General features: G+C 60.1%; 10 protein-coding genes. 2 read left to right on the top strand and 8 right to left on the bottom strand.

The window, feature by feature from the left end:
- The first annotated feature begins 16 nt into the window (after positions 1-16).
- Both BLW24_RS11115 and BLW24_RS11110 read left to right on the top strand, forming a co-directional pair.
- Positions 17-1423: an adenosylmethionine--8-amino-7-oxononanoate transaminase gene (locus tag BLW24_RS11115; protein ID WP_090380427.1), complete on the top strand. Its 1407-nt coding sequence runs from the start codon at positions 17-19 to the stop codon at positions 1421-1423.
- Positions 1424-1569: 146 nt separating this feature from the next.
- Positions 1570-2289, top strand: a complete 720-nt coding sequence (locus tag BLW24_RS11110) for a 16S rRNA (uracil(1498)-N(3))-methyltransferase (protein WP_090380424.1) — start codon at positions 1570-1572, stop codon at positions 2287-2289.
- A gap of 57 nt (positions 2290-2346) precedes the next feature.
- On the opposite strand, the gene BLW24_RS11105 is transcribed toward BLW24_RS11110, so the two are convergent.
- The 8 genes from BLW24_RS11105 to pilG form a co-directional block, all read right to left on the bottom strand.
- Entirely contained in the window at positions 2347-2817 is a 471-nt protein-coding gene (locus BLW24_RS11105; protein ID WP_090380420.1) for a chemotaxis protein CheW, read from the bottom strand.
- Positions 2818-2848: 31 nt separating this feature from the next.
- A complete protein-coding gene (locus BLW24_RS11100; RefSeq protein ID WP_090380419.1) occupies positions 2849-3868 on the bottom strand; it encodes a chemotaxis protein CheB in 1020 nt (339 codons plus the stop codon).
- A complete protein-coding gene (locus BLW24_RS11095) occupies positions 3861-11300 on the bottom strand; it encodes an Hpt domain-containing protein (protein WP_090380416.1) in 7440 nt (2479 codons plus the stop codon). The genes BLW24_RS11100 and BLW24_RS11095 overlap by 8 nt, the downstream gene beginning before the upstream one ends.
- A 193-nt stretch (positions 11301-11493) precedes the next feature.
- The gene (locus BLW24_RS11090) at positions 11494-12351 is read right to left on the bottom strand and encodes a protein-glutamate O-methyltransferase (RefSeq protein WP_090387699.1); all 858 of its coding nucleotides are present in this window, start codon (positions 12349-12351) and stop codon (positions 11494-11496) included.
- Positions 12352-12419: 68 nt separating this feature from the next.
- Positions 12420-14465: a methyl-accepting chemotaxis protein gene (locus tag BLW24_RS11085; RefSeq protein WP_090380413.1), complete on the bottom strand. Its 2046-nt coding sequence runs from the start codon at positions 14463-14465 to the stop codon at positions 12420-12422.
- A gap of 84 nt (positions 14466-14549) precedes the next feature.
- Complete coding sequence (locus BLW24_RS11080; RefSeq protein WP_090380410.1) at positions 14550-15086, bottom strand: chemotaxis protein CheW; 537 nt, start codon at positions 15084-15086, stop codon at positions 14550-14552.
- A gap of 44 nt (positions 15087-15130) precedes the next feature.
- The gene (gene pilH / locus BLW24_RS11075; RefSeq protein WP_090380407.1) at positions 15131-15496 is read right to left on the bottom strand and encodes a twitching motility response regulator PilH; all 366 of its coding nucleotides are present in this window, start codon (positions 15494-15496) and stop codon (positions 15131-15133) included.
- A 47-nt stretch (positions 15497-15543) separates the two neighbouring features.
- Positions 15544-15951, bottom strand: a complete 408-nt coding sequence (gene pilG / locus BLW24_RS11070; protein WP_090380404.1) for a twitching motility response regulator PilG — start codon at positions 15949-15951, stop codon at positions 15544-15546.
- Positions 15952-16054: the final 103 nt, after the last annotated feature.

Genomic DNA, 16054 nt, shown 5'->3' with positions numbered 1-16054 from the left:
AGGAAGAAGTAGAGCGATGAGCCTGAATGACCAGTGGATGCAGCGTGACCTGAACGTGCTTTGGCACCCCTGCACGCAAATGAAGGACCATGAGCAGTTGCCGCTGGTGCCGATCAAACGTGGCGAAGGCGTGTGGCTCGAGGACTTCGACGGCAAACGCTACCTCGACGCTGTCAGCTCCTGGTGGGTCAACGTGTTTGGCCACGCCAACCCGCGGATCAATCAGCGCATCAAGGATCAGGTCGATCAGCTGGAACACGTGATCCTCGCCGGCTTCAGCCATCAACCGGTGATCGAACTGTCCGAGCGCCTGGTCAAGATGACGCCCGCAGGCCTGAACCGGGTGTTCTACGCCGACAACGGCTCATCCTGCATCGAAGTTGCACTGAAAATGAGCTTTCACTACTGGCTCAATGTCGGCCAACCGGCGAAGAAGCGCTTCGTTACCCTCTCCAACAGCTACCACGGCGAAACCATCGCGGCGATGTCGGTAGGCGATGTGGCGCTGTTTACCGACACCTACAAGGCGCTGCTGCTCGACACCATCAAGGTGCCCAGCCCGGATTGCTACCACCGCCCCGAGGGCATGAGTTGGGAAGAGCATTCGCGCAATATGTTCCTGGCCATGGAACAGACCCTGGCCGAACATAGCCATGAAGTCGCGGCGGTGATTGTCGAGCCGCTGATCCAGGGCGCAGGTGGCATGCGCATGTATCACCCGATCTATCTCAAGTTGCTGCGCGAGGCCTGCGATCGCTATGGCGTGCACCTGATTCATGACGAGATCGCCGTCGGCTTCGGCCGCGCCGGGACGATGTTCGCCTGCGAACAGGCGGGTATCCGTCCGGATTTCCTCTGCCTGTCCAAAGCCCTCACCGGCGGCTATCTGCCGCTGGCCGCCTGTTTGACCACCGATGCGGTGTACCAGGCGTTCTACGACGACTACTCGACCCTGCGCGCCTTCCTCCACTCGCACAGCTACACCGGCAACCCGCTGGCCTGTGCCGCGGCTCTGGCGACCCTGGACATCTTCGAACAGGACAATGTAATCGAGGCCAACAAGGCCCTGGCCGCGCGAATGGCCAGCGCCACCGCGCACCTGGCCGACCATCCGCATGTCGCCGAAGTGCGGCAAACCGGTATGGCCCTGGCTATCGAGATGGTTCAGGACAAACCCAGCAAGACCGCCTACCCCTGGCAGGAACGTCGCGGCCTCAAGGTGTTCCAGCATGCGCTGGAACGTGGTGCACTGTTGCGGCCACTGGGCAGCGTGGTGTATTTCCTGCCACCGTACGTGATCACCCCTGAGCAGATCGACTTCCTCGCCGAGGTGGCCAGCGAGGGTATCGATATCGCCACCCGCACCTCGGTCAGGGTGGCGCAAGGCAATGCCAACTACCCCGGCTTTCGCGATCCGGGCTAAATACAGCCGTAGGGTGGATGACGCTTTATCCATCCACCATTGCGATATTACGGTGGATGAAAAGAGCGTCATCCACCCTACGGATATCCATGCGCACGGCGCACCCTAAGGCTAAAATTCGCGCCTTTATTCTAGGTTCACCTCTTATGCGCCTATCCCGTTTCTTTATCGATGCCCCCCTCGCCCTCGGCCAGCACGAGCTGCCGGAAGCCCAGGCCCACTACATCGGCCGCGTGCTGCGGCATGTCGTGGGCGATGCGGTGCAGCTGTTCGATGGCAGCGGCCAGGAGTACCGCGGCGAGCTGATCGAAGTGGGCAAGAAAAGCGTACGTGTCGAGTTGCGCGAAGCCTTTGCCGGCCAGATCGAATCACCGCTGCATACTCATTTGGGCCAGGGCCTGTCGCGCGGCGAACGCATGGATTGGGCAATTCAGAAAGCCACCGAACTGGGTGCCAACGAAATCAGCCTTATTGTCAGTGAGCGCTGCGAAGTGCGCCTCAAGGATGAACGCGCCGACAAGCGCATGGCGCACTGGCGGCAAGTGGCAATCAGCGCCTGCGAGCAATGCGGCCGCTCGGTGCTGCCGATCATTCACCCGCCCATCAGCCTTACAGATTGGCTGACGCAGGTTTCAGCTGACCTCAAGCTGGTGTTGCACCCGGTCGCCGAGCCCTGGGCCAGCCATCCGCAGCCTAAGTCACTGGCCTTTCTGATTGGCCCGGAAGGCGGCCTGAGTGACAACGAAGTAAGCCAGGCGAAAGCTCAGGGTTTTCACGCCGCGCGCCTCGGCCCCCGGGTACTGCGCACGGAGACCACGCCGGTAGTGGCGCTAAGCGTGGCGCAGCAGTTGTGGGGCGATTTCTAGGCCCACTTCAGCGCCATAAAAAAGCCCGCTAACGCGGGCTTTTTAGTTTGTCATCGGTCAGATCAATCCGGCATCCGCCAGCTTCTGCTCCAGACCAACCAGGTCCGGAATCCTCAGCACCGCCTCGCCAAATTGCACCGCATCCAGCTCCAACGGCGACAGGGCAACATCGGCGCGCTCCAGCTCGGCACCGACCTTGATCGAGCGCGGAATGCCCTGTACCAGCACGGCAACAAACTTAACCGCTGGGCGGCCGCCGAGGGCGTTGATCACCGCCACTCGTGAGCCTGGGCTGACGCTGACCTGGCCATCCGATGCCGCTTCGAACGACAGCAGCGGCAGGCGTAGATCACGCCAGGCAATCTGCCCGAGGAACCAGCTGGGCATGCCTTCACTAACCTGTGGCGCGCGATAAGGGATCAGCTCGGCCACCGCCACGTTGGGCAGCAGCAGAGTACGGTCAGTCAGCGGCATCAACAGACCGGCAAGGCTGTTGGCGCTGTTCTGCGTGGCGACGGCTTGGCTCATGGAAATTTCCTGTACAGGGCACAGCCCCGGATTATCGGCACTGCTCGGCCAGGTGATTGACCAGCGCTTCGGCCAGCTCGCGTGGATCACCACTGAAGCTGCTGTAGCCGCCTTCACGCAGGCTGTCCGGCATACTCGGGCTGGCGCAGCTGTCCGCGCGCTGCGTCCAGATCACGCTGCCCTGGCGACGTACATAGGCGGCTGCGGCACTGCCGTCGCTGCCCATGCCACTGAAGGCGATTACACCGCTCAGCGCACCAAAATGCTGGGCCAGATTAAGCATCATCTGATCGATCGAAGGACTATAGGGTTCAGGCCAGCCGCGCTCGGAAATCTGCATCTGGCCATCATCACTGAAACCCAGTTCATGACTGATCGGCACTACGACTACTTCACCGCAACGCACCGGGTCGCCATGCCGCGCCGGATTCACATGCCACTGGCTGTGGCGTCCCACTGCTTGCGGCAGCGCGCTCTCGAAACTTGCATCGATATGCTGGGCATAGACAAAGCCCACCGGCAGACCGCCCGGCAAGGCATCGAGAAAGGCTTTTACAGCAGCTGGGCCACCCAGGGAGGCCGCCAGCAACCACACCTGACGCGCCGGCTCGCCGGCTACCAGCGGGGTATCCGCCAGCGCGGCCGGAAGATCCAGAAGCGACGGCCGCTGCGCTTCAGCCAGCAAGGCTTCCAGGCTAGGGCCGACGGCCTGAGAAGGATCGCCGACCAGCTTCTTCAGTTTGCCAAACAGACGCCGCTCCCAGCGCGGGTAATTTTCCGAGTGACGCTCAGGTGCGTGGCCTTCGCCAAACAGCACCGGAGCCGAGGCGCTTTCCATCAGGCTGTCGACCAGCGGCAAGTCTTCCGACTGTGCCAGGTCAACCAGCCACAGGTCAGTTTCGCAGGCGTTCAAAGTTTCCTGATCAAGGCGCGCCGGGTCACTATTCATCACCACCTGATAGCCACTGCCGGTCAACGCCTGCTCCAGCACATGGCGCTGCAGCGAAGTATCGGCGATCACCGCGATGCGGGCTGCAGTTTTCTCACTCATTGCGGTTTACCGGGTGGCGGCCCACTAGTTGCTGAATGGTTTCAAGCAACAAGGACTCTTGGTAAGGCTTACCAAGGTACTCGTTGACGCCAATGCTCATGGCCCGCTCACGGTGTTTTTCACCGGTACGCGAGGTAATCATGATGATCGGCAGGTCTTTCAGGCCTTCATCATGGCGTACCAGGGTTGCCACTTCGAAGCCGTCCATGCGTGGCATTTCGATGTCCAACAGCATGATGTCGGGTTTGCGCTCCTGCAGCTGCGAGATGGCATCGACTCCGTCCTTGGCGGTCAGCACGTTCATGCCGTTACGCTCGAGCAGACGACTGGTGACCTTGCGTACGGTAACCGAGTCGTCGACCACCATGACCAGGGTCGGCCGATCCGCTTCGATCTCCGCCGCCGTTGCCGACTGCTTGAGCAGACGCGGTGTCTGTTGGGTAAGCAAATGTGCATGCAGCACACGGATGGTCGCCAGCAGGTCAAGAATCACCACCACACGACCGTCACCGAGGATGGTCGCACCGGAAATCCCGTGAACGCCGGCGAACTGCGGGCCAAGGCTCTTCACCACGATTTCCCGCGAGCCAGCCAGGGAGTCGACCTGCACAGCTACGGCATGCTCCTTGGAGCGCACCAGAATCACCGGCAGCGGCAGGCTCTGGCCCACCAGCTTGGGCTGCTGACCATTGTTCAGCAGGTCGCCCAGGTAACGCAGTTCATAGCTCTGCCCGGCGTACTCGAAGCGCGGCGCATCGGGAGCGTAATAGGCTTCCAGCTCGTACGGCGACACCCGCACGATACCTTCGATGGTGTTCAGCGGAATGGCGTAGAGGTCTTCACCCGACAGCACCATCAGCGCGCGGTTGACCGACACGGTAAACGGCAGGCGAATGGTGAAGGTGGTGCCGGTGCCCGGGATCGACTCGATGCTCATCGAACCGCCGAGCTGCTTGACCTCGGAGTGGACCACGTCCATGCCCAAGCCACGGCCGGATATCTGCGTCACTTTCTCGGCGGTAGAGAAACCGGCCTCAAGGATAAACTGCAGCACTTCGTAGTCGGTCAGATCCGAGTCGGCGTCCATCAAGCCGCGCTCGATGGCCTTGCGCCGCACCGCTTCCAGGCGAATACCGCCGCCGTCATCGGCCAGGGTCAGAACGATATCGCCGCCCTCACGACCCAGCGCCAGGCGAATGGTGCCCTGCTCCGGCTTGCCGGCAGCACGACGCACGTCGGCAGCTTCGATGCCGTGGTCGACCGCGTTACGCAGCATGTGTTCCAGCGGCGCGACGATGCGTTCGAGTACGGTACGGTCCATCTCCCCTTCGGCGTTGCCGACGACAAACTCGACTTGTTTGCCCAACTCACCGGAAACCTGCCGCACGATACGGCGCAGACGCGGCACCAGACGGTCGAAGGGCACCATGCGCGTGCGCATCAGGCCTTCCTGCAGTTCGGAGTTGACCCGCGCTTGTTGCAGCAGCAGGGTTTCCGCATCGCGGTTACGCGCGGCCAGGGTTTCTTTCAGGTCGAGCAAGTCGGAAGCGGACTCGAACAATGCACGCGAAAGCTGCTGCAACTGCGAGTGACGGTCCATTTCCAGCGGGTCGAAATCCTCGTAGCCCATACGCTCGGCCTCAGCCTCAATACGGCTGAGGATCTGCGCCTGGGTTTCGGTATCGAGGCGACGCAACTGATCGCGCACGCGGTCGATGGTGGCTTCCATCTCACTCAGGGTGAAACCGAAGTCACTCACCTGCTGCTCGACCCGTCCGCGGAAAATCGAGGTCTCACCGGCCAGGTTGACCAGACCTTCAAGCAATTCGGCCGGCACCTTGACCAGCTCCTGCGGCGCACGCCGCGAAGCAGCTTCCTGCGCAGCTTCTTCGGCACGCCGGACGAACGGCAATACCTTGGCCACCAACTCCTGCGCCGGCATGGCACTGGCTGCAACAATCGGGGGGCTCAGCTCCGCCAGGCGCGGGGCTTGCTCGGCCACTGGTGCAGGCGCTTGCTGGCTTGCCGTATCGGCCACCAGGCTGCCATTCAGACGCTGACGCAGCGCGTCGAGCTCCTGCTGCAAGCCTTCGAAGCCTGACTGTACGTCGACAAACAGGCTCTGCGGCCAAGGCGCGCCCTGGGCTTGCGCTTCGGTCAGGTGCTGCTCGAGGCTGTGGGTCAAATCGCCCAGGCGCTTCTGCCCAGTCAGACGCGCACCACCTTTGAGGGTATGCAGGATGCGCAGCATATCGTCGATGGCGGCACCGTCCTCACGGTCAGCCTCCCAACGACCGATGGCGACTTCCATGGCTTCCAGCAGGTCATCACCTTCCTCGAGGAAGATATCGAGGATGTCCGACTCGGCATCGTCATCCTGCTGGGTTTCGGCGGCCTTGAGAGCAACCGCAGACGGCATGCTCAGTTGCTCATCCGGGTTGGCACGGAAGCGCTTGATGGTTTCGATCAGCGTCTCGCCACTCGGCACGCCGCGCTTGCCACGTACCGCTTCGAGCATCTCGGCCAGGCTGTCGTGACACGCCTGAAGCAGAGTAAACAGGTCCTGGCTGGCGCATAAACGCCCTTGGCCAAGGCCTTCATAGAGGAATTCCAGCTCGTGGGCCAGGTCACCAATCTCGCGGATTTCGGCCATACGTGCACCACCCTTGAGGGTGTGCAAATCACGCTGCAGCGACTCCAGCTCCAGGCTGTTGTTGACGTCGCCCATCCAGCGTTGCAACGCAGCACCGGCGCTGTCGATGATGTCGAAACCTTCCTCAAGGAAGATTTCCACCAACTCTGGATCACGCTCGTCATCAAAGACGGCAGGCGCAGCAGCGACCGCAACCGGTTCGGGCTCTGGCTCTGGCTCTGGCTCTGGCTCTGGCTCTGGCTCTGGCTCTGGCTCAGTGTCAGGGAGCTCAGCTGACTCGACTTCATTTTCAACAGCAAAGTCGACCAATGGCGGCTCATCGAGTTCTACAGCGGGTAACTCGAACTCGTCGATTTCCGGCGTTTCGGTTACCACCGGCTCGCTATCCATTGGCTCCTGCGGTGCATCGGCCAGGCTGCCAAAGTCGATCTCATCTTCAATCTCTGGCAGCTCAGCAGGCTCAGGCTCTGTCAGATCAAACGACTCGATCATCGGCACGGCTTCGGCTTCGGCTTCGGCTTCGGCTTCGGCTTCGGCTTCGGCTTCGGCTTCGGCTTCGGCAACAGGCTCGGAGATAGCCGGGCTCACAGGCAAGCTTTGCCCGCCACTCTGGCGGAAACTGCGAATGGCTTCGATCAATTCCTGCGGCGAATGCATGGCGGCGCGCACCTGCAGCTGCTCCAGCAGTTGCGCCAGAGAGTCATGGCTCTGCTGCAGCAGATTCGCCAGTGGCTGCGAGAAGCTGTAGCGGCGATCGACCAGGCCTTCGTACAAGGATTCGAGTTCATGAGCGAGATCGCCAATCGGGCGAATCTCGGCCATGCGTGCACCACCCTTGAGGGTATGCAGGTCACGTTGCAGCGAGGACAGCGCCGCCTTGTTGTCCGTGTCGGCCAACCAGCGCTCCAGCGCCTGGCCGGCGCTCTCCAGGATATCGACCGCTTCTTCGAGGAAGATCGACACCATTTCTTCGTCAAGCGCGTCGTAAAGCGAAGCTGCCGACGGTTCGGCCAGCGCTTCACTCTCGGCCTCAGCAGGCGCAGGCAGTTCTTCAACGTAGGGTGCGTCGAGCTCAAGCGGTTCAATCAGCTCATCTGGCTCAACCGGGCTGAGCTCTTCCAGCGCGGCAGTGGCATCAGCCAGCTCAACAATCTCGATACCGCCGTCGCCGTTGTTCGACAGTAACGCCAGGGTGTCTGGAACCAGCGCCTCCATCAGCAAGTTGCGCAGGGCGGTCACGCGCTCAGGAGCGGCACTCACCTGCAGCCCGGCAGCAACCTGATCCATCATGCCGATCAGGGTTTCATGTGCCTGTTCGGCTTCGCTGAAGAAGCGCTCGCTGACCGCCAGGCGGCCGTCTTCAACCGCACCATAGAGGTCGAGCAGGGCCTCGCAGAGTTCATCAATCTGCGGTAATTCGGCCATCTCAGCGCCACGGCCCAAGGTGGTCAGCTCGTCCAGCAGGGAACTCAGTTCCTGACGCTCGGCCGGGTGCTCGCGCCATTTTCGCAGCAGATCCTCGGCATCCAGCAGGATATCCATGCCTTCGGCGAGGAAGATGCTGATCATCTGCGGATCGCGCTTATCACCCTGATCACTTTGGCGGCTGTTTTCGGCATGCTCAAGGCGGTCACTGTGCAGCTTCTGCACGCGCTCAAGGAACTCGGCAGCACCCGGTAAAACGGCCAGCGGCTGGCTTTCCAGCTGCTCAAGACCCAGACGGAAGAGTTTTTCGGCACTGCTGAGCAGTTCGGCTTCTGCCAGATCCATCGGGATCAGGTTGGTCTTGAATTCCTTGACCAGCTTTTCCAGCGGCGAAGCAATCTCGGCCATCGGCTGAATACCGGCCATCGAGGCACTGCCCTTGAGGGTGTGCAGGGCACGCTGCAGATCATCAGTGACCGGCTGCGGCAATTCCTGGGCACAGTCAGCCAGGAAGCCAACCAGGGTGTCGAGGTGCATTTCCGCTTCGTTGCGGAAAATCTCCAGCAACTGCGGATCTAGCCCGTCTTCATCCTCAACAACTTCGTCGGTAGCAACTGGACTGCCCTCGGTCTCCGCTACCAGCTCAACCGGGGCTTGAGGTTTTGGGAGGCTTCGGCCTTTAGCCAAGGCGTGCGCCGTCGCGCCCAGATGATCAACATCGTCACGCTGACGTTGCGTTTTATTGGCAAATTCATCGACCTGGGCCGGCATCAGCGCGACCACATCGGCGATCACCTGCTGAACCTCAGCCCCAGGTTGAATACTGCGGTCGAGCACGCGGTTGAGCAGGTTCTCAATCGACCAGCCCAGCTCGCCAATCACCAGAGCACGGACCATGCGCCCACTGCCCTTGAGGGTGTGGAAGGCGCGGCGGATTTCGGTCAGCGCATCCTTGTTGTCAAGGTCGGCGCACCACTGCGGGAAGTACTCGCCAATGGTTTCCAATACCTCACCCACTTCTTCGATAAAGACTTCCAGCAGCTCTTCATCGATCGGTTCTTCATCAGCCGGGGGCGGCAGTAGGCTTGGCGGTACATCGTGGGCAGGCGGGTTAATCGCCTGCACCGGAGCGGCCATCACATCCGCCATCGACAACGCTTTCTCGGCAACAGCCTGCTCGGGCTCTTCGCTCAGCGGAGCACTGGGCAGCTCGACCTCTGGCAACTCAAGGGCGGCCAGTTCAGCTTCATTCCACTTGGCCGGGCTGTCACTTTCATCAAGCTCAAAGCTGCCGAGTTGCAGCTCTTCACCGATGAACAGCTGTTCTTGCTGAGTGTCAGCGAGCGGCAGAGGCTCGGCATCAGGCAGGTCGATACTGAAATCAATCAGTTCAAGATCAGCCGGCGGCGCTTCGTTAGCCCACTCAGCCTCACCGGATGGCGCCTCAATCGTTGTCGAGTCCAGATCGGCAAACTCGGCACTGAAATCATCAGTCAGATCCAGGGACAAGGGCTCTTCGACAACCGACTCAAGGCTCGGCTCGACCTCGGCTGTTGGCTCCGCCTCGGCACTGAGCACTTCCATATCGTCCAGTGGATCAGCCAATGGCGCGATGGACTCTACTGGCGGCTCGACACGATCGAGAATCGAAGGCTTTTCTTTCAACGGATAACCCAGGCTTTCCAGGCTTTCTTCTGCCACATCGAGAATCAGGTCGCCTTGGGTCGCATGGTCTTCAGCCAAACGCTCGAGGTAGTACTCGACACTGGTGATGGCATCCGCCAGGGTGTCGAGGTTCTGCCAGTTGGGCACGGCCTTGCGCGCTAGCAGCTGCTCCTGAATATAGCGATTGCAGGCATTCAGCAGGTCAGCGGCACGCTGCAGCGGGATCATTGCCAGACCGCCACGCACTTGAGTCAGCAAATCGGGAACACGGGCCAGGTGCTCGTGATTCCACTGCGAGGCGATAAATTCGATGATCGCGTCTTTGGCCTGTTCCAGACCGTTACGCGCTTCCTTGATCACCAGCTGGTGAATCTGCGCAACGTCGGTGGTCGGCAGATGGCTTTCTTCACGTCCGCCGTCCTGTGCAGGGCCGACCATGCCGGCCAGGGTGGCTTCGACATAGAGCAAAGCGCCGGCAACATCCATCAGCACCGCATCGCTCGGCTCGCCCTGGCCCTGGCCCTGGCCCTTGGACAGACCGTTAACTACATCGAGCTGATCGACAATAACTTTGCGCGGCTGGCCGAAACCCAACACCGCAAGGGTGTCGGCAATCTGCTTGAGGGGTGCGGCAAGCGCATCCAGATCAGCGACCTGGGTACGGTCACTGCGCACGAACAGATCGAGGCTGTCCTTAACCCGCACCAGCTCTTCACACAGCGCCGCTACCACCGAACGCATGGCGTCACGGTCCGGACCAGCCAGGCGAGCCCGCTCTTCGTCGACAACATCGTTGTCCGGCAGCGCATCGTCGAGACGATATTGCTCTTTGAGGTTGCGCACGCGCGGCGACTGCGCCGACGACTTGGCCACATAAAACAGCAGGTTCTTGCTCAGCTCGTCGGGAGCGGCCTGGTTAAGGCCATCAGCGCCCTGTTCGAGCAGGCGCTTGAGTTCCTTATCGACCTGACGCAACAGAGTACGAATCGAGGAGCCATTAGCCACGCTGCCATTGGCCAGTCCTTCGACCACGCCCGAGGCGATCTGCCACAGCGGGCCGAGCGGTGAGTCCTTGCATAGGTTTTCCAGGCGTGCGAAAACCCGTGCCATATAACCCAAATTGGTCGGCAAGTCCTGGCTGCGAATGACCCCGACCAGGACCATTTGCAGCATTTGCCGCAGCTTGCGCAGCAACACCGGTAGTTCAGCGGTGCGCAGCTGGTCAATGGTTTCATGGGGCAGCGCTGGCGTGCGGCCGGACATATCCGGGGCAAACAGGCTGGTTTCCGACAGCAGTTTTTCCCCACGCGCAGCGCGCAGGTCGTTGAGCAGAGGCAGCACGACCATCGGCAGGTCGCGGCGGGCAGTCTGGATACGGTCAAGGTACACCGGCAGCTGCAGAATCGACTGCATCAGCACTTCCAGAGCTTCGCCCTGGTTGGTCACGCGGCCGTCGATCAGGGCACCGGCCAGCTGCTCCATTTCCTCAGCCAGCAGCGCCGCGCCGAAAAACTCGACCATCTGCAAGGTGCCGAGCACCTGATGCACATAGGTCTGGCAGAAACGCATACGCGTAGCGTCCTGGGGGTTCTCGACGAACGCCTCCAGCGCCTGACGCGCCTGCTTCAGGGTTTCCGCGATCTCGCCCTTAACCCATTCCAGGGCGACATAATCGTGCCGATCACCCATAGCCACTCCACTCATATACTTGGCTCTTCTGCCTTATCAAGCTGCTGAAAAACTACCTGCGTTGCCATTGCTGCCTTAAAAGCAGGCTCGAATGCGAGCCCAGTCGAACTGCTCATTTACAGCTCGTAAACTCCGCGTTCTCGCCTGCTCTTGCCTTGCACTGGCTGCCTCGCTTACGTTTTTCAACAGCCTGTTATCCCTTGCGGGTAAACGCCAGAACTCGCTCGTCGGCTACCGGGATCAACTCCGGATGCTGCCAACCTGCCACTTCGCCCACTCCCACCACCAGTAGTCCTCCAGGCACCAGGCGCTCAGCCAGGCGGTTGAGGATCTCGCGGCGACGCCAGCGACGAAAATAGATCAACAAGTTCTGACAAAAAATAACGTCCATACCGGACATCGGTGCCTTAGCCAGCTCCAGCACATTGAGCCGGGCGCAACACACGCGCGCGGCCAGATTCGGCACCACTTTGAAACGTCCATCGTCCTGGGCCAGGAAGTAACGCTGGCACAGATCGTCATCCAACTGCTCCAGACGGCGCGCGCCGTACTGGCCATCACGCGCCTTGCTCAAGGCATTCAGGCTGATATCGGTGCCTGTTACCCCGAAATGATCCGGGTGTTCACTTTCACGCAGGACCTCGGACGCGCTGATGGCCAGCGAATAAGGCTCTTCGCCGCTGGCACAGCCAACGCTCCACAGCTCCCATGGCTGCGTCAAGCCCTGCTGCAAACGTTCGCGCAAATAGCTTTCGAGCACCTCAAAGGAAGGGCGATGACGAAAGAAACGGGTTTCCTGCACAGTCAGCCGATCCAGCAGGGTCGACCACTCCACCGCACCGCGGGGGCCGTCGGTTACCTGCCGGTAGTACGTGGCGTAATCCATCACGCCCAGCTCGCGCATCCGCGCACTCAGATTGGTTTGCAGAAACGCCCGGCGCCGTTCATTGAGAACAACCCCGGTACGCTCCTCAAGCAGCGTCTGCCAGTCACGAAATTCCGTGACTGTCATATCTGCCAGAGGCTGCAAGGCCCAGACGCCTGACTGCATGTCGTACCCCTCGCTCACGGCCATAGTCCTTGTGCGACAGGCTTTTCAGCCTGCCGCGCAGCACCTGATTAAGCCTGTTCCCCACCCGGCAAGGTAAAGCCGGATACCGACTTACGCATCTCACTGGCCATCTTGGCCAGGTTACCAATGCTCTTGGCGGTGGCAGTGGTACCGGAGGACGTTTGCGAGGTGATCTCCTGGATCACGTTCATCGTGTTGGAAATGTGGCCCGCCGACGATGCCTGCTGGCGGGCAGCGTTGGAGATGTTCTGAATCAAGGCCGCGAGGGTCTTGGATACCTTCTCGATCTCTTCCAGCGCGACCCCGGCGTCCTGCGCCAGACGAGCACCGCGCACCACTTCGGAAGTCGTTTGCTCCATCGAGATAACGGCTTCGTTGGTGTCGGTCTGAATCGTCTTAACCAGCGCCTCGATCTGCTTGGTTGCAGCAGAGGAACGTTCTGCGAGGCGTTGTACTTCGTCCGCTACCACGGCGAAGCCTCGACCCGCGTCACCGGCCATGGAGGCCTGGATCGCGGCGTTCAGTGCGAGGATGTTGGTCTGGTCAGCAATGTCGTTAATCAGGCTAACGATGTCACCGATCTCCTGGGACGACTCACCGAGGCGCTTAATACGCTTGGAGGTGTCCTGGATCTGCTCACGGATGTTATCCATGCCGGTGATGGTGTTGTGCACCACTTCGTTGCCCTTGTTGGCGATGGCTACGGAACGTTCCGCTACCGCGGAGGACTCCGAGGCGTTCGCCGATACCTGGTCAATCGACACGGCCATTTCGTTGATCGCGGCAGAAGCACCGGCAATTTCCTGGGCCTGGTGCTCGGAAGCTTCGGCCAGGCGCATCGCCGTGGCCTGGGTTTCCTGGGCCGCACCGGCTACCTGAACGGCGGCCAGGTTAATCGTTGCTACCAGGTCACGCAGCTGGTCGATGGAGTAGTTGATAGAGTCAGCGATGGCACCGGTAAAGTCTTCGGTTACCGTCGCGGCCACGGTCAAGTCACCGCCTGCAAGGTCGGCGATTTCGTCGAGCAGTCGCAGAATCGCCGCCTGGTTACGTTCGTTCTTCTCAGCGGTAGACGCCAGACGACGGTTGGTTTCCCGCACCATCACCAGGCCGATCAGGATGATCGAACCAAGCGCCAGAGCGCCAAGCACATAACCAATCAGGGTGTTGATAGCACGGCCGGTGGCCAGGTCATCAAAACCGACAGCCAGCTCAGAAGCTTTGTCCAACAGGGTCTGCGAAACACTGAAGATCACGTTGGCCGATTCACGCACCCGGAACAGTTCAGGCGAGGTTTCGAGAATCTCGTCCACCGAACCGGATACGAATTCGAACAGTTCGGAAATTTCCGCCAGACGCTCGAGGGCTTCCTCGTCGCCTACCTGGGTGATTTCCATGGCGGCGTTGCCTTCAAGCATCGCACTCAATACCCGACCGAAGAGGCTGGCATCACGACCGAACATGTCAGCGGCCTGTACCGAGTCCTGGTCACCGGCCAGTACCTTGTTTACCGAACCCAGAATACGTTCTGCCAGCAAGGATTGACGCTGAGCTACCGAAACCTGAGCTGCCGGCGCACCGCTTTCCAGCAGGATGTCGACCACTTCTTCGTACTCGACCTGCAGCTGCGGAATGGTTTCTGCCAGGGTGGCAGCTACCTGATGCAGCGACAATACGGTCTGTTCGTTGGCCAAGATGGCGTCGGTGTTCTGCCGCAGCGTACCCCAGTCCTGCTGTACTACAGCAATCTGTGGCTGCAGGGATTCCGGCGCTGCGGGCAGCCCAGTTTCCTCGTTACCATCGGTCAGATAACCCCAGCGAGTCTGGAAGTCGTTACGCGCATCGCGCAGCAAGGCGAACGCTTCGGCCGTACCGGCCGCCGCTTCCGTGGAGTTCTTCGCGATACGCTGGGAGAGTACGCGCAGCTCACCGGCGTGGCCGATGTACTCCGTGTCGTAGTTGGATTGGGTGTTGATGTAGGCGAAGTTGGCGAACAACAGCACGATCGAGACAATCAGGACAATAAACAGCCCTGCGATCAATGTGCTACTGCGCGCACCTGCTAACAAATTACCTGCATTTAGTTTTTTCATTTACTGGCCCCCGCCTTGACCGACCGCACTACGGTTCCCATGTAATGCCAAAAGGCCGACAAAGCCGACCCCACCGATAAACTGTTAATACGCCACGTCGAGAAAACCCGGGTTCTGGGCCAGCGCGTGTGGGCTGAACACCAACCAGGGCTGTTCACGTTGAAATACTCCGTGGATAAAAGGTGCTATGGACGCCTCGAGCGGTGGCAACTGCTCGGAGAAGGTATCCACAGGAAAATGCTGCATGCCAAATACTTCATCGACCGCAAGGCCGGCAAAGACTTCTTGGTGGTCGACCACCAGCACTCGGCGCTTCTTGCGCAGTGGCGACAGCTCATTGCCGAAGAACCCACACAGGTCCATCACCGGCAGTAGGCGACCACGCACGTTGGCCACGCCTTTGACCCAGTTTTTCACACCAGGCAACAGGGTATGGCGCGGCTCATGCAACACCTCGCCAACTTCGCCCATGGGCGCGACAAAAAAACGCTCGCCCATACGAAAACCGATGCCGCTCCAGGTCTGCACAACCGCTTGCTGCGAAGGCAAGCCAGCAGCCAGTGAACGACAGAGCCTGTCGATATCCTGGAGGGTTTGAAAAGGTGTTTGCGCGTCCGACATGCCAGCTGCGGCCTTATTCTTTTTAATTGCGGACTGACCTGGTATTAACCGGCCAATACCGCATTCAAGGTTTTAACCAGGGTTTCTTCATCAACCGGCTTGGTCAGGTAATCCTTCGCACCCTGGCGCTTACCCCAAACCCTGTCGGTTTCCTGATCCTTGGTGGTGACGATAATCACCGGAATGTGGCTGGTGTCCGCATCCTTGGTCAGCTGACGGGTCGCCTGGAAGCCATTGAGGCCCGGCATGACGATATCCATCAGCACGGCGTCGGGCTTTTCCTGGCGAGCCAGAGCAACGCCGTCGGCACCATTTTCCGCCTTGAGTACCTGATGGCCGTGCTTTTCCAGCATGGCGGTCAGTTTGTACATTTCAGTCGGCGAGTCATCAACAATCAGAATTCGAGCCATGGTGTTTCCCAATACTTTAAAAAGGCGCTCAGCTGTTCAGCCAGGCGTCAGGACGCTTGTTCCACCGGTACAAAGTCAGGCACATGGGCTTTGATCGCACCGAGCAGCTCTTCTTTACTGAAGGGTTTGGTCAGGTATTGATCGGAACCGACAATGCGCCCTTTGGCTTTGTCGAACAGACCGTCTTTGGAAGACAGCATGATCACCGGAGTGGATTTGAAAGCGCTGTTGTTCTTGATCAAGACACAGGTCTGATAGCCATCGAGCCGCGGCATCATAATGTCGACAAAGATGATGCTCGGATGGGTATCGGCGATCTTTGCCAAAGCATCGAAGCCGTCAACTGCAGTAATCACCTCGCAGCCCACCTTTTTCAGCAGGGTTTCCGCGGTACGACGAATCGTTTTCGAATCGTCGATCACCATCACCCTCAAACCCTCGGAATGCTGTTCCATGTTTGCCCTACCATCGCCTCGGTGAGTCGTTATTTTTGCGTTATATCAGTGCGCCTGAGGCCCTGCCACCGACGGGCTAAAACCCAATCGTCGGGCCTTTTTA

Origin of the sequence: Pseudomonas anguilliseptica (genome assembly GCF_900105355.1) — a bacterium.
GTDB lineage: Bacteria > Pseudomonadota > Gammaproteobacteria > Pseudomonadales > Pseudomonadaceae > Aquipseudomonas > Aquipseudomonas anguilliseptica.
This window is presented reverse-complemented; position numbering and strand designations above follow the sequence as displayed.